27 protein-coding genes are annotated in these 23,052 nt (G+C 39.9%); 18 read left to right on the top strand and 9 right to left on the bottom strand.

Annotated elements, in window-relative coordinates; all coding sequences use genetic code 11:
* The first annotated feature begins 615 nt into the window (after nt 1–615).
* Together A374_RS10335 and A374_RS10330 are read left to right on the top strand one after the other, a co-directional pair.
* The gene (locus A374_RS10335) at nt 616–1,548 is read left to right on the top strand and encodes a cation diffusion facilitator family transporter (RefSeq protein WP_007202155.1); all 933 of its coding nucleotides are present in this window, start codon (nt 616–618) and stop codon (nt 1,546–1,548) included.
* A 141-nt stretch (nt 1,549–1,689) separates the two neighbouring features.
* Nucleotides 1,690–3,006 carry a Na+/H+ antiporter family protein gene (locus A374_RS10330; RefSeq protein ID WP_007202154.1) on the top strand — a complete coding sequence of 439 codons (1,317 nt, stop codon included), beginning with the start codon at nt 1,690–1,692 and terminating at the stop codon, nt 3,004–3,006.
* A 49-nt stretch (nt 3,007–3,055) separates the two neighbouring features.
* Here A374_RS10330 and A374_RS10325 read toward each other — a convergent pair whose 3' ends face one another.
* A complete protein-coding gene (locus A374_RS10325) occupies nt 3,056–3,646 on the bottom strand; it encodes a biotin transporter BioY (RefSeq protein WP_007202153.1) in 591 nt (196 codons plus the stop codon).
* A gap of 105 nt (nt 3,647–3,751) precedes the next feature.
* Here A374_RS10325 and A374_RS10320 point away from each other — a divergent pair, with 105 nt between their 5' ends.
* On the top strand, nt 3,752–4,348 hold the full coding sequence (locus A374_RS10320; protein ID WP_007202152.1) for a sulfite oxidase-like oxidoreductase: 597 nt from the start codon (nt 3,752–3,754) through the stop codon (nt 4,346–4,348).
* A gap of 86 nt (nt 4,349–4,434) precedes the next feature.
* Entirely contained in the window at nt 4,435–4,566 is a 132-nt protein-coding gene (locus A374_RS21300) for a hypothetical protein (RefSeq protein ID WP_274517055.1), read from the top strand.
* Between the two features lie 53 nt (nt 4,567–4,619).
* Here the strand turns inward: A374_RS21300 and A374_RS10315 are convergent, their stop codons facing one another.
* Complete coding sequence (locus A374_RS10315; RefSeq protein ID WP_007202151.1) at nt 4,620–5,720, bottom strand: CapA family protein; 1,101 nt, start codon at nt 5,718–5,720, stop codon at nt 4,620–4,622.
* Between the two features lie 214 nt (nt 5,721–5,934).
* On the opposite strand from A374_RS10315, the gene A374_RS10310 reads away from it, so the two are divergent.
* From A374_RS10310 to A374_RS10295, 4 genes are all read left to right on the top strand, one after another.
* Nucleotides 5,935–6,396 carry a hypothetical protein gene (locus A374_RS10310; RefSeq protein WP_007202150.1) on the top strand — a complete coding sequence of 154 codons (462 nt, stop codon included), beginning with the start codon at nt 5,935–5,937 and terminating at the stop codon, nt 6,394–6,396.
* 30 nt (nt 6,397–6,426) lie between these two features.
* On the top strand, nt 6,427–6,993 hold the full coding sequence (gene sipW / locus A374_RS10305; protein WP_007202149.1) for a signal peptidase I SipW: 567 nt from the start codon (nt 6,427–6,429) through the stop codon (nt 6,991–6,993).
* A gap of 75 nt (nt 6,994–7,068) precedes the next feature.
* On the top strand, nt 7,069–7,650 hold the full coding sequence (locus A374_RS10300) for a TasA family protein (protein WP_007202148.1): 582 nt from the start codon (nt 7,069–7,071) through the stop codon (nt 7,648–7,650).
* A 67-nt stretch (nt 7,651–7,717) separates the two neighbouring features.
* Nucleotides 7,718–8,050: a helix-turn-helix domain-containing protein gene (locus tag A374_RS10295; RefSeq protein WP_007202147.1), complete on the top strand. Its 333-nt coding sequence runs from the start codon at nt 7,718–7,720 to the stop codon at nt 8,048–8,050.
* Nucleotides 8,051–8,070: 20 nt separating this feature from the next.
* Here the strand turns inward: A374_RS10295 and A374_RS10290 are convergent, their stop codons facing one another.
* Nucleotides 8,071–8,400, bottom strand: coding sequence for a helix-turn-helix domain-containing protein (locus tag A374_RS10290; protein WP_007202146.1), 330 nt, complete (start codon nt 8,398–8,400; stop codon nt 8,071–8,073).
* Between the two features lie 194 nt (nt 8,401–8,594).
* Nucleotides 8,595–8,744 (bottom strand): anti-repressor SinI family protein, encoded by a 150-nt coding sequence (locus A374_RS20030; RefSeq protein WP_007202145.1) that lies wholly within the window; start codon nt 8,742–8,744, stop codon nt 8,595–8,597.
* A 279-nt stretch (nt 8,745–9,023) separates the two neighbouring features.
* Between A374_RS20030 and kynU the strand changes: the two genes are divergently transcribed.
* The 4 genes from kynU (at nt 9,024) to A374_RS10270 (ending at nt 12,424) form a co-directional block, all read left to right on the top strand.
* Nucleotides 9,024–10,292 carry a kynureninase gene (kynU, locus tag A374_RS10285; RefSeq protein WP_007202144.1) on the top strand — a complete coding sequence of 423 codons (1,269 nt, stop codon included), beginning with the start codon at nt 9,024–9,026 and terminating at the stop codon, nt 10,290–10,292.
* Nucleotides 10,292–10,915: an arylformamidase gene (gene kynB, locus A374_RS10280; RefSeq protein WP_007202143.1), complete on the top strand. Its 624-nt coding sequence runs from the start codon at nt 10,292–10,294 to the stop codon at nt 10,913–10,915. The genes kynU and kynB overlap by 1 nt, the downstream gene beginning before the upstream one ends.
* 76 nt (nt 10,916–10,991) lie before the next feature.
* Nucleotides 10,992–11,294 carry a hypothetical protein gene (locus A374_RS10275; protein WP_007202142.1) on the top strand — a complete coding sequence of 101 codons (303 nt, stop codon included), beginning with the start codon at nt 10,992–10,994 and terminating at the stop codon, nt 11,292–11,294.
* The gene (locus A374_RS10270; protein WP_007202141.1) at nt 11,291–12,424 is read left to right on the top strand and encodes a conserved virulence factor C family protein; all 1,134 of its coding nucleotides are present in this window, start codon (nt 11,291–11,293) and stop codon (nt 12,422–12,424) included. Before A374_RS10275 ends, A374_RS10270 begins: the two co-directional genes overlap by 4 nt.
* 26 nt (nt 12,425–12,450) lie before the next feature.
* Here the strand turns inward: A374_RS10270 and A374_RS10265 are convergent, their stop codons facing one another.
* Nucleotides 12,451–13,305, bottom strand: a complete 855-nt coding sequence (locus tag A374_RS10265; protein WP_007202140.1) for an alpha/beta fold hydrolase — start codon at nt 13,303–13,305, stop codon at nt 12,451–12,453.
* A 170-nt stretch (nt 13,306–13,475) separates the two neighbouring features.
* On the opposite strand from A374_RS10265, the gene A374_RS20025 reads away from it, so the two are divergent.
* From A374_RS20025 to yugI, 3 genes are all read left to right on the top strand, one after another.
* Nucleotides 13,476–13,640 carry a hypothetical protein gene (locus tag A374_RS20025; protein ID WP_007202139.1) on the top strand — a complete coding sequence of 55 codons (165 nt, stop codon included), beginning with the start codon at nt 13,476–13,478 and terminating at the stop codon, nt 13,638–13,640.
* 445 nt (nt 13,641–14,085) lie between these two features.
* A complete protein-coding gene (locus tag A374_RS10260; protein WP_007202137.1) occupies nt 14,086–15,468 on the top strand; it encodes a class II fumarate hydratase in 1,383 nt (460 codons plus the stop codon).
* A gap of 139 nt (nt 15,469–15,607) precedes the next feature.
* Nucleotides 15,608–16,012 (top strand): S1 domain-containing post-transcriptional regulator GSP13, encoded by a 405-nt coding sequence (gene yugI, locus A374_RS10255; protein ID WP_007202136.1) that lies wholly within the window; start codon nt 15,608–15,610, stop codon nt 16,010–16,012.
* Between the two features lie 45 nt (nt 16,013–16,057).
* Here yugI and A374_RS10250 read toward each other — a convergent pair whose 3' ends face one another.
* The gene (locus A374_RS10250) at nt 16,058–16,294 is read right to left on the bottom strand and encodes a DUF378 domain-containing protein (protein ID WP_007202135.1); all 237 of its coding nucleotides are present in this window, start codon (nt 16,292–16,294) and stop codon (nt 16,058–16,060) included.
* A gap of 221 nt (nt 16,295–16,515) precedes the next feature.
* On the opposite strand from A374_RS10250, the gene A374_RS10245 reads away from it, so the two are divergent.
* From A374_RS10245 to A374_RS10235, 3 genes are all read left to right on the top strand, one after another.
* On the top strand, nt 16,516–17,679 hold the full coding sequence (locus A374_RS10245; protein ID WP_007202134.1) for an iron-containing alcohol dehydrogenase: 1,164 nt from the start codon (nt 16,516–16,518) through the stop codon (nt 17,677–17,679).
* A 156-nt stretch (nt 17,680–17,835) separates the two neighbouring features.
* Nucleotides 17,836–19,185: a glucose-6-phosphate isomerase gene (locus A374_RS10240; RefSeq protein ID WP_007202133.1), complete on the top strand. Its 1,350-nt coding sequence runs from the start codon at nt 17,836–17,838 to the stop codon at nt 19,183–19,185.
* 128 nt (nt 19,186–19,313) lie between these two features.
* On the top strand, nt 19,314–19,721 hold the full coding sequence (locus A374_RS10235) for a YugN-like family protein (protein WP_007202132.1): 408 nt from the start codon (nt 19,314–19,316) through the stop codon (nt 19,719–19,721).
* Between the two features lie 20 nt (nt 19,722–19,741).
* Here A374_RS10235 and A374_RS10230 read toward each other — a convergent pair whose 3' ends face one another.
* The 3 genes from A374_RS10230 to A374_RS10220 all read right to left on the bottom strand — a co-directional run bounded on the left by A374_RS10230 (nt 19,742) and on the right by A374_RS10220 (nt 22,838).
* The gene (locus A374_RS10230; protein WP_007202131.1) at nt 19,742–20,527 is read right to left on the bottom strand and encodes an ion channel; all 786 of its coding nucleotides are present in this window, start codon (nt 20,525–20,527) and stop codon (nt 19,742–19,744) included.
* Between the two features lie 98 nt (nt 20,528–20,625).
* On the bottom strand, nt 20,626–22,404 hold the full coding sequence (locus A374_RS10225; RefSeq protein WP_007202130.1) for an anti-sigma-I factor RsgI family protein: 1,779 nt from the start codon (nt 22,402–22,404) through the stop codon (nt 20,626–20,628).
* Nucleotides 22,401–22,838 (bottom strand): hypothetical protein, encoded by a 438-nt coding sequence (locus tag A374_RS10220; RefSeq protein WP_007202129.1) that lies wholly within the window; start codon nt 22,836–22,838, stop codon nt 22,401–22,403. Before A374_RS10220 ends, A374_RS10225 begins: the two co-directional genes overlap by 4 nt.
* Nucleotides 22,839–23,052: the final 214 nt, after the last annotated feature.

Raw genomic sequence — 23,052 nt, 5'->3', positions numbered from 1 at the left:
GTCATGAACGCAACGCCTTATCGGTGAACGTGTTAACTTAAAGAGCATGTCAGAGAGGGAGAGGGGGTTCTCTAGAAATAATGATCGGGAAAAGAGTGAATCGCGCGCAGAGGTATTGGATTCGCGCGCAGAGGCACTCGAATCGCACGCAAACAAGACAAATCCACCCTCAGAGCATGTGCAAGAAATCAAAAAGAGAGCCAAGCTCGCGAATGCGCCCAAAAAACGAGTAAAATACTGTGCAAACCATGCAATGATCGCGAAAAGAGTATTCGCGCGCAGAGCAAGGTCGTTCGCGCGCAGAGGCATTCGATTCGCGCGCAGACCAGGTGAGTTCGCGCACAGAGGTACTGGATTCGCGCGCAGACCTGGTGAGTTCGCGCACAGAAGCACTCGAATCGCGCGCAAACAAGACAAATCCTCCCTCAGAGCAAGTGCAAGAAATCAAATAGAGAGCAAATCAACAGCCAGGCTCGCAAATGCGCCAGAAAACAGAGAAAATAGTGTATCCCAAGTCCTTTTAATCGTGTAAAATGATGGTTGCGTAGCATATAAAAAATGATTATAATAAAATTACTATTATTTTATAATTATTATAAAAAAGGGAGTTCGCATATGGCAGAGTATGACTTTCATCATCTTCCCCACGTAAAAGTTCAAGCGAAATCGAAAAAGACGTTATGGATTACGTTGCTGCTAACGTTATTTTTTACAATCGTTGAAGTTATTGGTGGGTTGCTTTCTAATTCATTAGCGTTGTTATCGGATTCAGCTCATATGATTTCTGACGTTCTGGCACTTGGTTTAAGTATGTTAGCTATTTATATGGCGACAAAACAACCGAATGCAAAGCATACGTTTGGTTATTTGCGTTTCGAAATTATTGCGTCATTTTTAAACGGTCTAGCATTAGCGGTTATTTCTATCGGAATTTTTATAGAAGGTATTAAACGATTTATTCATCAAGAAACCATCGATTTCACATTAATGATGACGATTTCTTCTATTGGGTTAGTCGTTAATATAATCTTAACGATTGTTCTTAGTCGTAGCATGAAAGAAGAAGAAAACTTAAATGTACAAAGTGCGCTTTGGCATTTTATCGGCGATCTCTTAAGTTCTATCGGTGTAATTGTATCTGCTATACTCATTAAGTTAACAGGCTTTTACTGGTTTGATCCGCTCATTTCCGTTATTATTGGTGGAATCATTTTCACAGGTGGTTTTAAGATTATTAAAGAATCCTATCATATCTTAATGGAGGCTGTGCCGGAAGAATTAGACGTAGAAGCCATTCGCGCCGATATTCATGGAATTGAAGGCGTAGAAGATGTTCATGAGCTTCATTTATGGACAATCACGTCTGAACATCATTCTTTAACTGCCCATGTTTTTGTCGCTGAACATATTCAACCACACTGTGTTATTTTAGCGATTAACGAAATGTTAAAAGAGAAATACAAATTAAGACATACAACGATTCAAATTGAAAATGCGCGCATTCATCATCATGGTGAATATGGCAAGCAATTTTTGGCACATAACTAATAAGGAAATGTAAAAAGCTGAATGGGTTCAACCCATTCAGCTTTTTACATTGACATTCGACGTTATTCGTGTTAATTTTGTAAATGATTTAATACATTATCGATTTAGCGGAATAAAGTGTTGGTTTTAGGGGGAATTTCAGTGAATTCAGTCATCGTTGCGATTGTGATCATGCTCGTGCTTAGCTTATTGCGTGTTCACGTTGTACTTTCATTAGTAGTAGGTGCCTTAATTGGAGGCCTTACAGGGGGGCTAGGTTTCGAGAAAACGATTCAAGTATTTAGTAATGGCTTAGGAGATAATAGCATTGTCGCGCTTAGCTACGCGATGCTAGGTGCTTTTGCTTTAGGACTTTCTAAGACAGGGTTACCAGATGTCCTTGTGCGCAGTGCTCTGAAACTCGTTAGCCGTAAAGGAGAAAGCGCTAAGAAATCGTTATCGAAAGCACTCGTTGTTCTTATTGTACTCATGCTTTCGTGTTTTTCACAAAACTTAATACCGGTTCATATTGCGATTATTCCTATTTTTATTCCACCGATGATAAAAATTATGAACGAGCTACAGATTGATCGTCGCCTCATCGCATCCGTAATTACGTTCGGCTTAATTACGCCTTATATGTGGTTTCCGGTTGGCTTTGGTAGCATCTTTCATGAAGTGCTTCATACGAATATGAAAGCAAGTGGTTTAAATGTAGCGTTAGATAGTATTCCTCGTGCTATGACAATTCCATCTCTCGGCATGATCGTCGGATTGTTAGTAGCTGTATTCATTAGTTATCGTAAACCGCGAAGCTATAATGAACAAAGTGATGCGGCAATCGTAGAAGAGCATACCTATACGAAGCGCTCGCTAATCGTTGCAGGTCTATCCATTGTTGCAACATTAATCGTTCAAATAGTAACTGACTCTATGATTTTTGGCGCTTTAAGCGGTATTATTGTTTTATACTTTAGCGGAAGCTTTAACGTGAAAGAATCAGATGCATTATTAACAGATGGGATGAAAATGATGTCCTTTATCGGTTTTGTTATGCTATCTGCGGCAGGGTTTGCTGCTGTTCTTCGTAAGACAGGCGATGTTGAGACGCTTGTAAAACAAAGCGCTTCACTCATTGGAGGCAGTCAAGCCATCGGAGCATTGCTCATGCTAATTATTGGCTTACTCATTACATTAGGAATTGGCTCTTCATTTTCAACCATTCCGATTATTACAACCATTTTTGTTCCACTTTGTATTCAACTTGGCTTTAGTGTACCGGCTACGATTGCGATTATTGGAACAGCAGCAGCGCTCGGTGATGCTGGTTCACCAGCCTCCGATAGCACACTTGGACCAACGTCCGGGTTAAATGTTGACGGACAGCATAATCATATTTGGGATACGTGCATTCCGACGTTTCTACACTATAATATTCCATTAATCGTGTTTGGTTTTATTGCTAGCATGGTACTATAAAGAAAATCGTCCACAATCAGATGACTGTGGACGATTTTTTTATAGAACTCTATGCGTAACGTTGTGTATGTGACGTTCGATTTTTAGAAATCGCATAGTAAATGCGCGGAGCAATGACCGCCGTAACGAAGGTTAAGACAAGATCTTTAGGAATAAAAACGAGCATACCTTTCCAAGTATTAAGGTATGTGATTCCAGGGACTGCTGCCCAATTTGTAAGCGCGACGTATAGAAGCGTTGTACCAATAACATAGCTTACCGCTAAACTAACAAAGGCTGCAACGAGGAACGTTGGGAACGTTGGCTTTTTGCTGCGATCCACAATAAGCCCAGCTGCATAAGCACCAGCGATATATGATAAAATAAAGCCGAAACTTGGTTTCATAATGGTAGCGAATCCGCCGGTAAAACCAGCAAAAATGGGAGCACCGATGAGACCAACGAGCAAGTAAACAATCATCGAAACAGCGCCCAATCGACGTCCGAGTAAAAGTCCAGCTAATACGCAGAAAAAATTTTGTAGCGTAAGGGGAACAGACCCAAAGGCAAGAGCAGGAATCCAAGCGGTAATATTTGCGCCAATCGCCATTAGAGCAGCGAACATAGCCGCTAATGTTAAATCAATAGGTTTAAATTTCATGATGTCACCTCAAAAAATAGTTATGTTCTATGTTTACTTTAAAGTACAGAAAGAATGATTGTCAACTTTATTTTATTAAAGGGTTAACGAAAAGGAGGAGCTACCATGTATTTTGGAAAACGCCGTAAACGTAACGATGATGGAAGAGTCCCTCCCAATCAAAATGTAACAGAACGATGGCCTGTACTACACTATGGAAATGTTCCGCACTATCCATCGTTGGATGAGTGGGATTTACACGTCTATGGTATGGTGGAACGTCCTAAGCGCTTTACATATAAGGAGTTGTTACAGCTTCCAAAGACTACGGTTGTGAACGATATCCATTGTGTCACGGGCTGGTCCAAGCTAGATAATACGTGGGAGGGCGTATTGGTAAAGGACGTCATCGCCTCATGCGGAATTCATCCTTTAGCTAAGCACGTTTTGTTGCATGCAGAGGAAGGTTGGACAGCTAATTTACCAATTGAAGATTTTCTAAAAGAGACAAGTTTGCTCGCGATGAAGCATAATAACGAACTTCTTTCACCTGAACATGGCTATCCGTTGCGTGGCGTTTTTCCTCATTTATATTTTTGGAAAAGCGCAAAGTGGTTACGCGGAATTGAGTTTTTGCCACTTGATACACCAGGATTTTGGGAACGAAATGGGTACCATAATTATGGTGATCCATGGAAAGAGCAACGTTTCACATGGGATTAGAAGCCATACATAAAGAAGCCCCTTTTGCATAAAACTTGTATAGAGCAAGTCATAAATAAAAAGCAAAGGTGGTGGCATAAAGAAGCGTGGATAATCCTTTCACAGCAGAAGATGATCGCTGTATTGTATGTGCAGGTGAGCTCATGAGCTTTGAAGAAGAGCAAATTACCGTTTGTGATCAGTGTGTGGAACGCGTAATTACATCTTTTAATAAGTAATGAAAAAGAAACCGAGCGATTTAGCAAAAAGTCGCACGGTTTCTTTTTTTTCGTTAGAAAGCAAGCTTAGGTACTTGCTGTTTCATATGTTGCTTAATGGAATCGTAGCTATGTTTCATAGCTGGAATGTCTTTCATCGGTTGAATAATCCACGACTTATTTACCCATGTTGGTAAAAAGGCAGGGTTTTCAATTTCAATAGAAGTATGCTTGTTTTTCGTTATTTTTTTAATCGTAAGTGTTAGAATTCCACCAATATCCTTATAATTTCCCCGCTGACCGGATATGAAGTTACCAAGCGAGTAAATGGCAAAGGCACTGCCACCATTTTTACTTTTTACCCATGTAGCTGGTTGAAGAACGTGTGGATGATGACCGATGATCACATTCGCGCCGGCATCAGCTGCTAATTGGACAAGCTGTTTCTGTTTAGGTGTCGGCATGCGCTCATATTCATTACCAAAATGAAGGCTAAGTACGACAACATCTGCTTTCTTTTTTGCTTTTCTAATATCATGTGCAATTGTAGTAGGTTCAATAAGGTTAACTAAGTATGGTTGATTTTGCGGTACAGGAATGCCATTGGTCCCATAGGTGTAGCTTAAAAAAGCAAAGGTCGTTTCGTTTTTTGTGATGGTTCTAATTTTCTTAGCATCATTTGGAGAAGCGTAAGCACCTGTATACGGCATGCCAATCTTATTCCAATGATTTGTTGCATTGAGAATGGCTTGTTTGCCACGATCTAACGTGTGATTATTAGCAAGGGTAACAAGATCAACACCGTTCGCTTTGAGTGCGTCGCCTACTTCATATGGTGAATTAAATGATGGATAGGTAGAGATGCCAAGGGCAGGACCGCCAATCATCGATTCTTGATTAACCATCATAATATCCGGCTTCCGTAAATACGGCGCTACATCTTGGAACATAAAGTTAAAATCATAGGTACCGTTGCGCCGCTTTGCTTTGTTGTATAGCACATCATGAATGAGGACATCCCCTGCTGCCCCAAGAGTTGTGTACGTTACGTTTTCTTGAGAATGAGAAAGTGTTGGCTGTGCTTTTGACTCTTTTTTCTGTGGCTTCTCTTCTTGCGCACACGCACTAAGTAACACGAAAACAGACAAAATAACCGATAACCTTCTAAATTTCATGTCATTCCCCCCATTTTGTTTTCTAAATTTACGAAAAATTAAGATAAAGGAAGATTAATGAAGAAATATAGTTCTATCATAGTCATAAACGGTTAAAAATAACCAGTTTTATAGGCTTTTAATTATGGTCTATATGTTCTATACTAATGTTACATTGTTCTTTAAATAGAACGCATCGTTCTCTGAATCGACTCTCATACAAGGAGGAGACAGGTTGAGAAATTTTTTTAATAAACTATTATCAGGACAGCATTCTACATACATACTGACGATGAAAGTTGGCGTCGCCTTTTATGCACTGCTCTTTATTTTCATAGCAATGTATGCGCCTACAAACGCTGAGTTTTATTCAAAAGCCACCGTAAAAGGAACTATTACGGCAGGGCATTGGGCGAAAGAACCAGATTGCAAGGATCAAAAGGATGAAAAGGATCAGAAAGCAACAGATGAAAAAGAGTCTAAGTGTAAAGAAGAAGATAAAAAGAAAGAAGATAAGAAACCAAGTGAAGAAGCTGTGAAAGAAAAAAAGCAAGATCATAAAGAAGAAGCAGATAACAAAAAGAAAGAGGACGCTTCAGAGAAAGAACATCAGAACGAGAAACAGTCCGATCAAAAGCCTGCTAAACATGATCAAGAAGATCAGAAGACGAACGTTAGTGACAAAGACCATTCATAACTAACACAAGGATTATTAAGGAGAGTGCTTATGAAAAAGGTAAGGAAAGTGATTAGTACACTCATTACTGCTGTTTTATTTATTGCATTGTTAGGAGTGGGCTTTATCGTCATTTCTTCCAAAGCATCTGGCGGTCAACCGAGTGTGTTCGGCTATCAATTGAAAACCGTCTTGTCAGGATCGATGGAGCCAGGCATTCAAACAGGCTCAATTATTGCAGTTAAGCCTGGTGGCGATGCATCGCGGTATAAAAAAGGTGATGTGATTACCTTTAAATCTGGCGAAAAGCTCATTACCCATAGAATTCAAAAAGTAAATGGTAGTGGCAATTCATTAAGTTATACAACAAAAGGTGACAATAACAATGCGGCAGATCCAGATAAGGTACTGCCAGGCAATGTTGTTGCTGAATATACAGGCTTTACGGTTCCTTATATCGGATATGGCATGGATTACGCACAATCGAAAAAAGGAACGATGATTCTCATGATTGTTCCAGGAGTCTTGCTTCTCTTGTATTCCATTTGGACAATTACGAAAGCCATCCGTGAAATTGATGTTAAAAAAGAAAAATCTTCTACACCGCCAGTTAATTAATGGTTGATTCCTGTATATTGTACAGGTTCAATAGATAGAAATTCATACTTCATGTATAGGGGAGGAACAAGTATTATGAGTTTAAAAGCAAAGTTAGGTTTAGGAGTAGCATCAGCAGTGGTGGGGTTATCTTTGATTGGTGGGGGAACGTACGCGTACTTTAGCGATCAAGAGGTTTCTCAAAATACATTTGCATCCGGTACACTTGATTTAAGCATGAATCCTACAACAATCGTTAAGGCAGATAACTTAAAGCCTGGTGACTACATGATTAAATCCTTTAAATTAGACAATAAAGGAACGCTTGATATTAAGAAGATTTTACTTGAAACATCGTATAAAGTAATGGATAAAGATAACAACAATGGTTCAGAAGATTTCGGAAAACATATCCGTGTTGATTTCTTATACAACCAAGATAAAGACAATGATGTAATCTACAGCACTACGCTTGCCGATCTTGCAAAAACAACTCCAGATGCTATTAAAAAAGGTTTATCTGGTGAGAAATCTGGCATTAAAGCTGGTACTTCTGATGATATGTTCGTTATGTTTACATTCGTTGATAACGACCAAGATCAAAATATGTTCCAAGGCGACGGCTTAGAGCTTACGTGGAAATTTAATGCACAACAAGGTGAAGGCGAAAGAAAATAAGGGATTAGCATAGAAAAGAGCGGCTTCCGCTCTTTTCTTGTTTTTACAAAGAGAGGAATAAAGACGCGTGTTTAAAATTGGGGCTCGTATTAGAGAGGTTCGCACACAAAAAGGGGTTAGCTTATGTCAGCTTGCTAATCTAGCAAGTATATCAAAAGGTTATTTAAGCAATATTGAAAACAATAAAAATCAGCCTTCGCAGCGAATGATTATAAAGATAGCACAGTCGTTAGAAATATCAGTAGAAGCCATGATGAGTCATCATGAAGGAATGTTAGATGATGAATGGGTAGGGCTTGTGAGGCAGGCGAAGGAAATGGGGCTATCATCAACCGAGGTGAGAGCATTTTTGCTAGAGCAAACAATTGCGACAGAAGTAAAACAACTTCTATATAAATAATCCGACGTGTACACGTCGGATTATTTATAGGTATCATTTTTCCATTTATTGTATTCTAAAAATTCTTTAAATTGTTCTTTGCTTATGCCGGAGTCCATTGCTTCTTTCACAAGCTTTGTCCAGTCATGATCCAGTTCAGTTGCTTCTTCCCCGCTATTTTCTTGTAGAAGTTGTTCAACAGGAAGATCTAGAACGGCACATAACTTTTCGAGGAGCTGAACAGAAGGATTTGTTTGTATGTTGCGCTCTAAAGAACTGAGGTATGATTTGGCAATGCCGGCTCGTTCGGCAAGGGCAGATATGGATAAATTCTTTTCTTTACGGTATTTTTTTACAATTTCACCAATCATAGGGGCCCCTCTTTAAAATGCACTTTTATTCTTATTATACAATTTTTTTTAGAATGGTGTAAATAGCATAAATCAAACCAATTTAGTTATAAAAAGTAATGATTTCAATGGTTAAAGACCATACAAAAAGACGACCTCATCTAGAGTCGTCTACCAATGTCATCCATATTATACAAGAGGATGAATAGGCTTCATCACATAGATGTCGCCTTTAATTCTTCTTTATGAGAGAGAATTGACGATCCTTGTAGAAATTTTCGAACTTCCTCAATCGTCAAGCCTTGTTCCTTTGCTACGTTCATGAGAGCAATCCATTCTTTGTCCAGGTCTTTTACGCTTTTCATAGTTCCCTCCAGAAATGAAAGTGTTCCAGATAATTCAACGTTCGAATTAGTGTAATTAAGATTAAGCGTCCATACTTTTTCTAAATGGTTGCGTTTATGCTGGAATGTTTTTTAAAATAGGTACAAAAGGAATAATTTAGTGCAATATGAATTTTTTAACCCTTATAGTAGTATTATAGCGTTTTATGCAAAGAAATGTTGTCGTAATTTGACTGTCACGAAAATGTAATATTTCAGAGAATATGAAGAATAATGTGAGTGAAATAGGGAGGTAATGGAATGGTAGAGAAAACTGGCTATGTGTTACTAGATGAGCAGGATGAACTAAAAAGTTTTCGGGAAGCATTTTATACAGGAGGTCCTTCGATCTATTTGGATGGGAATTCTTTAGGTCTATTATCTAAACGCGCTGAGCAATCATTACTAGAATCATTGCAAGATTGGAGGGAACATGGGATTGATGGTTGGACAGAAGGGACTCATCCATGGTTTACGATGAGTGAACAGCTTGGAGAGCGACTGGCAAGTTTAATTGGTGCCAAAAAGGAAGAAGTCATCGTCACAGGTTCAACGACTGTGAACTTGCATCAACTCGTAGCGACATTCTTTTCACCAGACGAAAAGCGTACTAAAATTCTTGCCGATGACTTAACGTTTCCAAGTGACATTTATGCGTTGCAAAGTCAATTGGCGCTTCGCGGTCTCTCGCCACAGCAACATCTTGTTCAAGTGAAAAGCAGGGATGGACGCTTGTTAGCTGAAGAGGATCTTATTGCGGCGATGAAGGATGATGTAGCACTGATTCTTTTACCGTCTGTCTTGTATCGAAGTGGGCAATTATTAGATATGAAGCGATTGACGAAAGAAGCTCATGATCGCAATATTATAATCGGCTTTGATCTTTGTCATTCGATCGGTGCTGTTCCTCATGAATTATCAGAATGGGATGTTGATTTTGCTTTTTGGTGCAATTATAAATATTTAAATGGCGGTCCAGGTAGTACGGCTGGATTGTATGTGAATGAAAGACACACTAAGCGAACGCCGGGTCTTACTGGATGGTTTGGATCCAATAAAGAAAAGCAATTTGATATGAATCATGTGTTTGAAGGTGCGGATACAGCAGGAGCTTTTCAAATTGGCACACCGCACATTTTAAGCACCGCGCCGCTCATTGGATCATTAAGTTTGTTTGAAGAAGCAGGGATGAAACGCATTCGTGAAAAGTCATTACAACTCACCCGGTACATGATGGACGAAATAGAGCGCGAGCTAAAAGCATTTCAATTTGCAATAGGCAACCCGTTAGAGGATGAGCGTCGTGGTGGCCATGTTTGTTTACTTCATGCTGAAGCTGCCCGAATTTGTAAAAGCTTAAAAGAATTCGGTGTTATTCCTGACTTCCGCGCACCTGACGTCATTCGATTAGCGCCCATTGCTTTATATACGTCTTTTACAGAAGTTCATGAGGCGATTCAAATCTTAAAAAAAATTATGACAGACAAGCATTATGAGAAATTTTCGAATGTAAGGGAAGTGATTGCCTAATGAATCGCTGGCTTGATATTTCTATGCCTTTACATGCAGAGATTCCCACGTGGCCAGGAGACACGCCTTATTCTTTTAAGCTCTCATGGCATAAAGAGCAATCTGGTTCGGTGAATGTTGGGCAATTTACGATGAGTACGCATACCGGAACGCATATTGATGCTCCCTATCACTTTGATGAACATGGAGACAAGGTGTTGGCATTAGAAGTCAATCAATATGCCGGTCGTGCGCTTGTAATCGATGCCTCACATACAGACCTTGTACGCTCCTATCTTTTAGAAAATATAGAGAAGTATGATGTAACGTGCGTGTTATTTAAAACGCTTTCTTGGAGCGATCGCTCTCACTTTCCAGAAAGAATTACAGCGATTGACGCAACCATTGTTCCTCTTTTAGCGGCAAATGGCATTGCGTTACTTGGCGTCGATGTTCCGTCAGTCGATCCTTTGGATAGCAAAACGCTACCCGCTCATCATGCGCTCCACAAGCATCAGATCGCTATTGTTGAAGGACTTGTCTTGGATGATATCGTACCTGGTGTTTATGAATTTATGGCATTGCCTTTACCGTTACAAGGAGCAGATGGCAGCCCAGTACGTGCAGTCTTGCGCGCGATCTAGTCTTCTTCCTTTCTTTGTGGCAATGTCCATGTTTATAATAGGTAGAAAGCAGCTACACAAGCATCGGAGGTTGACTATGTATAAATACGGATTTGAAAACTATTTTGAAGCTTCTTTCACTCATCTATCAGCTGAGGTCGTTATGACGCAGCAGTGGATCAATGTATATGTTCAATTCGACGGTTCAGAGGATACGGTATACCCATCAGATTTACAAGAACCAAGTGGGTTAGTTGTGTTTGATGCTACCGGGGAATTACACGATATGATTGTTCTTAACGAAGGCGTTGATTGTGAATATAAATTTACCGATCGTGAGAAAGAACAGCTGCTAACCTTTATTAAACAACAAGCATTCATAAAAGGGGTGGAGAAATGAAAATTACAGGAATTGAACCGACACCAAGTCCAAATTCAATGAAAATTAATGTAGATGAAACGCTCCCAGGCAATGAACGCTTTCATTATACGAAAGATGCGCATGAAGGTGCTCCTTCTTTTATCCAAGAGCTATTTGCCATTGAGGGGGTAAAAAGTATTTATCATGTTGCCGATTTCCTAGCGCTTGATCGTCACCCAAAAGCTGACTGGGAAAGCGTATTAGCTGGCGTGCGAGAAGTGTTTGGTGAGACAGAGGCAACAGCGGGGACGAGTGAGGAAAAAGCGCAAACAGAAGATGAATTTATGGAAATCGAAGTTCTTCTTCAAATGTTCCGTGGTCTGCCAATGCAAGTAAAAATGAAAACGGAAAACGATGAGCGACGTGCCGGACTTCCAGAACGGTTTATGGCAGCGGCTCTCCATGCGCAAAAAGCATCGGATAACTTAGTTATGGAGCGCCAGTGGGTAGAGCAAGGGACGCGTTATGGAACGTTCGAACAAATCGGCCGTGAAGTTGTGGAAGAAATTGATGCAGCGTATGATCAAGTTCGTATTGATTCCCTTGTGAAACAAGCTTTCGCTCAACAAGAAGGAAAAGAACTGCAGGAAGAAACAGTTTCTAGTGGCGAAGTTCAAGAAAAGATGAAGGACGAAGATTGGCAAACTCGCTATGCTGCTTTAGAACGTATGAACCCAAGCATTGATGACATTATGGTGTTAAAGCAAGCATTGAAAGATCCGAAGCCTTCCATTCGTCGACTTGCTGTTGTTTATCTTGGCATGATTGAAGATGATGCTGTATTGCCATTGCTTTATATAGCGCTAAAAGACAAAAATGTGGCGGTGCGTCGTACGGCTGGAGATTGTTTGTCCGATCTTGGTAATCCAAAAGCCATTGGGGCGATGTGTGAAGCCATTCTTGATAAAAATAAACTTGTGCGTTGGCGTGCGGCCCGTTTTCTTTTTGAAGTAGGCGACGAAACAGCGATTCCGGCGTTGCAACAAGCAGAAGACGATCCTGAATTTGAAGTGCGGTTACAAGCAAAAATTGCGCTAGAACGCATTACGAGCGGAGAAGAAGCGGCTGGATCGGTGTGGCAACAAATTACGAAAAGCAGAGAAAAATAAGCACAGAAGAAAAGAAGCGTTTTCTATTAAGTAGAGAGCGCTTCTTTTTGTATAGGCGATAAAAAGTGCACAATATCAGCGGCAATTTCCTGAGGTTTTTCTTCCATTAAAAGATGGCCGGCCTCTTTATACGTTTTTAAAGAAGAATGCTTTAAATCCTCATGAAGTCGTTTGCTAATCGATATAGGAATCACACGATCTTCCTCACCATGAAGAAGGAGGATGGGATGAGCAATTGTATTGAGTTCAAACGGTTTCAAATCACCTTCACGTTGCCGAAGCAGGCGAATTAAACATTCGAAAAAACCATCTTCATAAAATTGGGCACGATAGCTTTCAATTAATTCGTCTGTAACGAGGGCAGGGTTGTATAAAACGCCTTCTAAATTATGTCGGAGGTTTTTTCGGAGGACCCATTTTTTTAATCCCCATGAGAAAAAAGGAAAGTAAGAACACGTGACCATGAACGGCTGCGCTTTTTTTAAATAACCACAAGAGCCAAGTAAAACGAGGGCCGCGATTTTCACTTTCGTTTGCGGTACGCGAACGGCATGGAGAATGACTTGCCCACCCATGGAATGGCCAGCAAGAATTACGTTGTTTAAGTGCATTTCTTCAATAAAGGATGTTAGCAAGACTCCATAATTTTCGAAAGAATAAACAAAGGCTGTTGATTTTTCACTTTTTCCAAAGCCGGGTAAATCGAGGGCAATGACATGATAGTGAGCTGTTAAGTAAGGAATAAGTTTATGAAAACTAATCGTGGATGAGAGAAAGCCATGAACGAGAATCATGACAGGTGCATTCTGCTGCTGACTAGGATATTCCTCGTAATAAATGGTCACGTTGCCAATTCTTTTTTGGTGTCCTTTTTCGTTCATGACAGTCTCCCTCCTTATTTCTAAGTTAGTGTATCCAAGTTCAATAAACGTACAACTAAAAATATTTTCCTTCATATGGCACAAAATCCGCATTTGCCGCTATTCCTCTTTTGCAATCTTGTCATATTTTATTAATGTAATGGATGCTACTCGAAGGAGGTTTTGATGCAATGGCATATCCTTATGGAGGTTATCCTAGTTATGGCTATGGGTATGGTTATGGAGTTGGCGGAGGCTACGGCGGCTATGGATACGGATGGATTTGGGCGATTGTAATCATCATTTTCATTCTTCTCCTCATCTGTGGAGGATTATGGTGGTTCTTTAGGTATTAATGAGAAGAAGGGCTTGAAGGGTGGCTTCAGGCTCTTTCCATGTATAGAGGGGACGGAGAATGGAAACTCTGTAGAAAAAATGGAGCGAAGGCGCATGCATAGCAGACACACGGTAGTATACATTTGTGAAGAATATACCAGCGGCAATTGCTATTATTACAAAACGGAATTAATCACTCATGATTCTTGGAGAAACCCTGAGTCGCTTTCCTGGTCTCGCCCAAGGCCTATTTCCCGTGCCACCTTTTTGAAACAAAAAAAAGCAGGTTTCCGCACAGAATACCGAAAGATTAATAAAAAGCCAGCACAAGTGATTCCTTTACATAAGGATACGACGGATCAGGACCATAGCGAATAGCTAAGGTTTCTTTTTTTGTGCTTTTAAAAGACAGGATATAGGGAAAATAAAAGAGAAGCCTTAAAGGAAAAATGAGGAGGAATGAACATGGATCAAGTAAGAATAGCTAAAGATACGCTAGGTGAAGTACACGTACCTAAAGAAGCTTATTACGGAGCACAAACACAGCGTGCCGTTGAGAATTTTCCTATTAGTGGTGAACGCTTACCGTTTTCGTTCGTAAAAGCGCAAGCGATCATTAAAGCGAGCGCAGCGACAGCTAATCGGGATTGTGGTGTGCTCGAAGAAAAAAAAGCAAATGCCATTATTCAAGCGGCCGAAGAGATTATAAATGGCTATTTAGTTAATCAATTTGTTGTAGATGCCTTTCAAGCGGGCGCAGGCACATCGCAAAATATGAATGCAAATGAAGTGATTGCAAGTCGAGCAGCTGAATTACTTGGTGGTACGAAGGGCGACTGGGGGACCGTTCATCCGAATGATGATGTGAATATGGCGCAATCGACAAATGATACGATTCATGTTGCGATCAATATTGCCTGTGCGATGCAATTACAAGAGGCGTTATATCCAGCTTTACAACAAACGATTAACGTATTACGAGAGAAAGAGACCGCCTTTCATTATGTTATAAAATCAGGGCGCACACACCTTCAAGATGCTGTACCTATGAGAGTCGGACAAGCATTCGGTGGTTATCGTGATCTTTTAGAGAAAATTCAAGCGACCATACAAGGAATGGAACCTTATCTGTATGAAATCGGTTTAGGTGGTAATGCGGTCGGTACGGGCATTAATGCTCACCCTGACTATGGTCATCTCGCTATCCAAGAGGTTGCTCGCCGCACGAATCTCCCCTTCACCGCACCAAGTAACACCTTTCGCTTTATGCAAAACAATAGTGCAGCTATTCAATTAAGCGGTCACTTGAAAGAATTGGCCATTGCGCTTATTAAAATTTCGTCAGATTTGCGCTTGCTTAGTTCTGGACCACGAACGGGGATTGCAGAACTACTGTTGCCTGCTGTTCAGCCTGGATCTTCCATCATGCCTGGAAAAGTAAATCCCGTTATTTTAGAAAATATGTATATGATTTGTGCGCAAGTCATTGGAAATGATGCATGTGTTACAACAGCAGGTATTGGAAGCCAACTTGAAATTAATGTGATGATGCCGATTATTGCACATAATGTCCTACAATCGCTGCACATTCTTTCGACTGGAATGACCGTATTAAGTGAGCGTTGTTTAAAAGGGTTACAAGTGAATGAAGAGCGCACGCATACCTTATTGGAGCAAAGCATAGCGATTGCTACCGCTTTAAACCCAAAAATTGGCTATGAAACAGCTGCTGAAGTAGCAAAGAAAAGTTATGCTAGTGGAAAAACAGTTAAAGAAACAGCCATTGAAGAAGGGTATGTAACAAAAGAGGAAGCCGATGCGTTATTAAATCCGGAAAATTTAGTATAAAAGGACCTGTTGTTGGAAGGAATGTAAGTAAGTATCGTGCTTAATCACTAATTATGTCACTCTTCTTATTCCTTCCATTTTCTTTTATATCACTGTTATGTTATACTTAGTTGGTTAATAAATAGTTAGGAGTGTTTTCATGAATTTTGAAGTAGGTAGCATCGTTGAAGGTAAAGTTACAGGAATTAAACCATTTGGTGCTTTCGTCGCTTTAAACGATGAAGTTCAGGGATTAGTTCATATTTCTGAGGTTTCACATAGCTTCGTTAAAGATATTAACGACGTATTAAAAGTAGGAGATGCGGTTAAAGTAAAGATCCTTTCTGTTGATGAAGAATCAAAGAAAATCTCTCTTTCCATCCGTCAAACTCAAGAAGCGCCAGCGCAAGCACCAAAGCGTGAAAATCGTCGTCCAGCACCAAAGAAGCAAGCGACACAACAAGAAGCTTCTAAAGGCTTTAACACACTTGAAGCTAAGCTTAAAGAGTGGTTGAAAGAGTCTACAGATCGTCAAGCACAATTAAACAAACGTCTTAAGAAGTAATAAAAAAAAGTTCCCTTCAACTGAAGGGAACTTTTTTTTATGGCGTTAGATGCGGTTGTGTTCCATACGATCATCACGTTGGGCAACACGAGATGGTGCGAATAAAATCGTAAGGCAATATAGACCTGAAAGACCGACAAGTCCATAAACGATGCGTGAAATCGCTGCATCCTGTCCTCCGAAAATAGCGGCAACGAGATCCCATTGGAAGAAACCGATGAGGCCCCAGTTAATTGCACCAATAATGACTAATACTAAAGCAGTACGTTGTAATCCATTCATGGAAAATACCTCCTTGGAAATAAAATAGATTGCTGTTATAGGTTGCTTTGTTTTGCTTGTATTTATACATTTCCCCAAACAATATAATGTAAACCTAAGTTTTTTAAATATTTTGTACAACCTTCTTAAGAAAAAAAAAACGCAAGCTCATTTCTTTACAATTAAAATCATCATGATAGATAATACTAACGAAGATAAAACTTGTAGGAGGTCATTATCAAATGAATTCATTTACGTATTATAATCCAACACGTCTCGTTTTCGGTAAAGGTCAATTAAGCCAACTTGCTGAAGAAATGAAACCGTATGGAAAAAAAGTATTGGTTGTTTACGGTGGCGGAAGTATTAAACGTAGCGGCCTTTATGATAATGTAATGACAGAGCTAGAAAAAATGGGCGCGACTGTGCATGAATTAGCAGGCGTTGAACCAAATCCACGTTTAACAACCGTTAAAAAAGGTGTGGAAATCTGTAAAACAGAAGGTATTGAATTTATTCTTGCTGTTGGAGGCGGAAGTGTAATTGACTGCACAAAAGCGATCGCAGCTGGTGCAAAATATGATGGCGATGTTTGGGATCTCGTTACACGTCATGCAATGCCAGAAGCAGCTATTCCATTTGGAACAGTACTAACACTTGCGGCAACTGGTTCTGAAATGAACTCAGGTTCTGTTATTACAAATTGGGAAACAAGCGAAAAATATGGTTGGGGAAGCCCACTCGTATTCCCTAAATTCTCCATTCTTGATCCTGTAAACACATTTACTGTGCCAAAAGATCATACAATTTATGGAATGGTTGATATGATGTCTCACGTGTTAGAAACCTATTTAAATCACACGGGCAACTCTGATCTACAAGATCGTTTTGCTGAATCAATTTTATTAACGGTAATGGAAGCTGCGCCAAAACTCGTTAATGATCTTGAAAATTACGACCTACGCGAAACGATTTTATATAATGGTACAATGGCATTAAATGGTACAATCTCTATGGGTGTAGTTGGGGACTGGGCTACGCATAATATTGAACATGCTGTTTCTGCTGTTTACGATATTCCACATGCCGGTGGGTTAGCTATTCTTTTCCCGAACTTAATGCGTCACGTAGTAGATGAAAACCCAGCGCGTTTAGCACAATTAGCTGTTCGTGTATTCGGTGTTGATTCTGAAGGCAAAACAGATCGTGAAGTAGCTTTAGAAGGAATTGATAAACTCTCTGCTTTCTGGACATCGCTTGGCGCACCGAATCAATTAGCACATTATGATATTGATGATTCAAAACTAGATCTTATTGCGGACCGTGCTATGAAACGCGGCGAATTCGGTAACTTTAAAACGTTAAATAAAGAAGACGTACTCACTATTTTACGTATGTCATTATAAGCAAAAGAAGGGCCTTGCCCTTCTTTTCGCATGTGTAAAAAAAGTTAGAAAATTACGATTGTTACAAGGTAACGCTTTCACCAGACTGATTTCTTGAATTAGCCAATTGGTTTCGTTACAGTAGGAACGTAATAAATATTTCGGAGGCGATTCATAATGGGAAATAAACTCCATTTTGACTATAGTAAAGCTCAAGCTTTCTTAGGTGAACATGAAGTATCAAACATGGCAGCGCTCGTAAAAGCAGCACATGAGCAAGTGCACAATAAAACAGGCGCAGGAAGTGATTTCTTAGGATGGGTAGATCTTCCTACTGCGTATGATCAAGAAGAATTTGCACGCATTCAAAAAAGTGCAGAAAAAATTAAAAGTGATTCTGATGTTCTGATTGTGATTGGAATTGGTGGATCATACCTTGGCGCACGAGCAGCCATTGAAATGTTAAATCATTCATTCTACAACATGCTTTCAAAAGAAGATCGTAAAACACCACAAGTTATTTTCGCTGGTCAAAACATTTCTTCTACGTACATGCAAGACTTGCTTCAATTAATCGATGGCAAAGACGTTTCTGTCAATGTTATTTCTAAATCAGGAACAACAACGGAGCCTGCCATTGCTTTCCGTATTTTCCGTAAATTATTGGAAGAAAAATATGGTAAAGATGAAGCGCGCAAACGTATTTATGCAACAACAGATAAAGCACAAGGTGCATTGAAAACATTAGCAGACGAAGAAGGCTATGAGTCCTTTATCATCCCTGATGATGTAGGTGGCCGTTATTCTGTACTAACTGCAGTTGGCTTGCTTCCTATTGCGGTTAGCGGTGTAAACATCGAAGAAATGATGCAAGGTGCGAAAGACGCACAAGATGCATACAGCAACCCGAACCTTGAAGAAAATGAAGCCTATCAATATGCAGCGGCACGTAATGCCCTTTACAACAAAGGCAAAACAATTGAGCTTATGGTGAACTATGAGCCAGGCATGCACTACGTATCTGAGTGGTGGAAACAGTTGTATGGTGAAAGTGAAGGGAAAGATAATAAAGGTCTTTATCCTGCATCCGTAGACTTCTCAACCGATCTTCACTCTATGGGACAATACGTTCAAGAAGGTCGTCGTGATCTTTTTGAAACGGTTCTTAACGTTGAAAATGCACGTAAAGAAGTGACGATTGAAGAAGACGCACAAAACCTTGATAAGCTTAACTTCCTTGCGGGCGAAACAATGGATTTTGTAAACAAAAAAGCGTTCCAAGGAACATTGCTTGCGCATACTGACGGCGGTGTACCAAACTTAATCGTTAACATTCCAGAAATGACGCCTTACCATTTCGGTTATCTTGTTTATTTCTTTGAAAAAGCATGTGCGGTGAGCGGCTATCTTCTTGGTGTTAATCCATTTGACCAACCAGGAGTAGAAGCATACAAGAAGAACATGTTTGCTCTTCTTGGTAAACCAGGATTTGAAAAAGAAAAAGAAGAACTTGAAAAACGTCTATAATATAACAAAAAAAGTACTGTTCATCCACAGGTGTGATGAGCAGTACTTTTTTTGTGTGGTTCTTAGCTATAATGTGCACTGAAAACGGAAATGCTAAAAAAAGAACTGAATGATACGAGGTGACGAAAGTGATCCAATTAAAAAGCGCACTGCAAGGAGAATGCTATCCATTAGGTGAGTTAGAAGCGTTGTTAACAGAAGAAGGGTTTGTCATTGGCGGCAACTGGGATTATGATCATGGCTATTTTGATTATAAATTAGATGATGAAGTCGGCTATACATTTGTTCGCTTACCGTTTACAGCACATGAAAAAGAAGTAGGAGAAAATGGAGCTATCGTAAAATTAGGAGAGCCTTTTCTGTTAGCTCATAAATATCAAATCGGGTTAGATGATCATGCGAACGTAGGAAGCGTTATGGGAAGCTTTAATCAGTTTTCTGAACCACAAGATCCTGATGCTTCCATTGATCCTAAATGGCTCGACATTGGGCAGGCTTTACTTACAAAAATTGAACAAAAATTGCTAAACAACTAGAGGCGATGATGCCTCTTTTTTTAGTTTCTTTTTTGAAGGTCATGAAGACGGTTCACCATAACATTGCTTGCAATGACGGTTGTTGTAATTAAGTCATCTGCTCCGGCACGGTAACCATTCTGTTTTTGTTCAGCTGTTAATATTTCTGCTAGTATCACTACGTCCGGATGTACACCTCTTACGGTTAAGACAGCCAGAATGGTTTGCATATCTGCTGCACTTTCTTTTAAATTTTGATCAGCGGTAATCAGAACCGTAGAAGCCGTCTTAACATTTGCTTGAGCCCACGTATCGTCCTGTACAGGGCTTCCGTTAATAAAAAGAAGTTCTTGTTGATACATGGGATTTTCTTTTAATGTCTCATCAATGAGTACGATATGTTTGTATGGTGGCTGTGGCTGATGAAGCAATTCAGAAATGGTTTGTTTGCTGCGTTCGTTCCAACCAACAATAATTAAATGTTCTCGTCCTTTAAACATAAAATTTCCTTCCTTGTATTTGTTTTGTTTTTGAATAATGGCAGCAGCCACATTCACTGTAAAAAAGCCAATAAAGGCACTCCCCATGAATACAAGTAAAATGGACATCATACGCCCATAAGCTGTTTTTGGAACGAAATCACCAAACCCTACGGTAGCACCCGTAATAACAGCCCAATAAATACCTTCAAAAATGGTTGGGAAATTAGTAGGTTCAATGAAATGAATGATAATGCCAAATAAAATAATAAGCGGGCCTATGATAGAAAAGATCCGCAATAATAAAGGTAGACGTAAGTATGAAAAGAAATAATCTTTGAAGCGCATGAGATAATCTCCTTTTCTAGACTAGTACAAGTATGTCCTAATCCTTTCAAGGAAAACGAAAAAAGCGATGACTTTTTTTAAAAGTCATCGCTTTTTTATTACGCAGCTGGTTCTTCTTTTGGTGAAGTAAGCTCACTTGGCGGTGTTTCAAGAGCCGTTCCTTCCTCTGTCGACGGTGGAGGTACTGCTTCTTTTTGCTGTGCTGCCTGCTTGTCCTCTGCTAGTGATTGATCCGGAAGAACGACCGTGTTCTCATGATTACTAGTATGAGCAATCGTTTGTTCTTCTGCCGGTTGATCCTGTGCTGTTGCTGGTAGAGACGGTGCTTCATTTTGATCCTGTGTTACAGGAGGCTGACTCTTCTCAATCGGAGCCGTTTCCGTCGCTGGAAGAGTCGGTGTATTTTCTGTAGTTGATGGTCGTACTTGTTCTTCTTTTTTTGTCTCATCCGCTACAGGTGGAGTGATGCGCTCTTTTTGCTCAGGAGGATTTGTCTCTGTAGTCGGTTGCTTTTTCTCATCAGAAGCCGGAGTTGGGTTTTCTTGATGAGTGGGACCAGTTTCCTTGTTATGCGTAGGCTCCTTGGTTTCGGAACGTTTTGGTTCCTCAAGGGGTGGCGTGACTTTGTCGTCTTTACGAGACCCTGGATCAGGAATAGGTGTGACTGGCTTCTCTTCTTTTGGTTTCGGCAACACAGGCTCTTGTTTAGGTAACTCAATCGTTGGTATATCTGGTTTATTTTCCTTCAGCGGCGGCGGAAGCTTTAGCTCGGGTTGTTTGTACGGTATTTCTGAACCTGTAGTAACCGGTTTAGTGTCTTTTGGTAGAACCTCCACCTTTACTGTAGTAGGTGGTGGAGTAGTCTGTGTTGGCGTTGGTGTCGGTGTCGGTGTATCTAATGGATCAACAGTTAACGGTTTAGAAGAGCTGGAATCACCTGTAGGTTGTTGTGATTTCGGTTGTTGTTCAGTCGTCGCTGTTGGTCCATTCGTACCGATTGAATTCGTTAAATGTAGGGCCGACTCGGGATGTTCAATCGGCGCACCAGAAGACAAATTAACGTTCACTTCATCATCGGTTTCCTTCGGCTGATAGCTCAAATGTGCGCCGATTTTTGAATCATAGAGAAGTGTGCTAATGGGTCGACCGACTTTATCAGACAGTTCATCAATACTTTTATTTTTTATATCTGCTTCTGTTAACGGAATACCACTTTTCTTAGCTGCTATGAAAATGGCATATTTAGCAGGTGATACGCCAATTTCTAGGGCACGTTTGCGATCTTCATTAGACATAAGTAAGCTTGTCATAATCAGCATATTTTCTTTTGCTTTTTGTTGCATTAAATCGTTAATTTTTTGCTCAATTTGTTTTTTTATTTGTTGACTCACGTCTTTATTGAGCGTCGTTGTAACTAGAATTTCTTGGTTAGGCTTAATATAGCCTTGTTTACGACAGATGCTAAAAATCATATCGGTCACTTTTTCAATGGGTTGATTGCGCCAATTGTTTAGTTGAGATAGAAGTTTTTTGCCTCGGGCATTATACGTACTAATATCATGAACGAGAAGATGTTCATCAATTTCCATTTCAATATTAGCATCCATATCAATGCCAACATAAGCGTAGGCTCCTTGACCAGCAAAGCTATGAAATTGAAACAAAACTAATAAGATGGCAAGTGTAAAAGCAAATACTACTTTTCTTTTAAAGAACGAGCCTTCATTGGCTCTTTCGCGTCTTTTTCGTTCTTCTTGCAGTACGATGTCACTGCCCACAGTATAAGGTTGGCCAGAAATTTTTACTTTATGAAATACACCGTCGGATAAAACGATCATATGTCGACGCTTTACCTCTACCACAATTCCCCTTGTCATGAAAGGGCCTCCTGTTCTGGCAAATAGCCTTTAAGATAATGATAATCTTCTATAATAATAAGAGCTGCAGCAATAATGTAGGACGCATGCCGTTTAATACTCTTTTTATGATGAGCGGGCATTAATGAGAGCATTGGTAGTTGACGGTTTTTCAAAAACACATCGCGTAACTCCTCATGATCCGCAATAAAGTATGCTGTTTGTAAGGCAGAAGATCTTGCTTTATACCTTGAAGGCGTTTGTTTTGGCATGTCTTGCAGTTCAATGCCATATTGTAATAATTTATGTTTAAAGTGCTCTATTTCTTTATCGGGTGGGATGGCTTTACTTTTTAGCTCCATCACTACCGCGGCAGGAGAGGTGTAAGGGTCTTCTTCCGCAGCTGGGATTTGAGCACCGGTTAATGTTTTTTTTCGTCTAAGCCAGCTGATCATTTATTATATCCTCCATTCCAGCAACAACAGCCATCTAATATGTAATGTGATTAGAAAATATTAACTATCAGATTATAGTATGTAAATATTCAAAAAAACAGGTACAATAGTCATGCTTTCTGGCGTTGTGAAGGGAATTTTGTTTCATCCTTGCTTTAATAAGTAGCATATTGAGCGTTTTTTCTATGACATTTTTAGTACATTGACGTGTATA

The sequence above is a fragment of the Fictibacillus macauensis ZFHKF-1 genome (genome assembly GCF_000269865.1).
Classification (GTDB): domain Bacteria; phylum Bacillota; class Bacilli; order Bacillales; family Fictibacillaceae; genus Fictibacillus_C; species Fictibacillus_C macauensis.
This window is presented reverse-complemented; position numbering and strand designations above follow the sequence as displayed.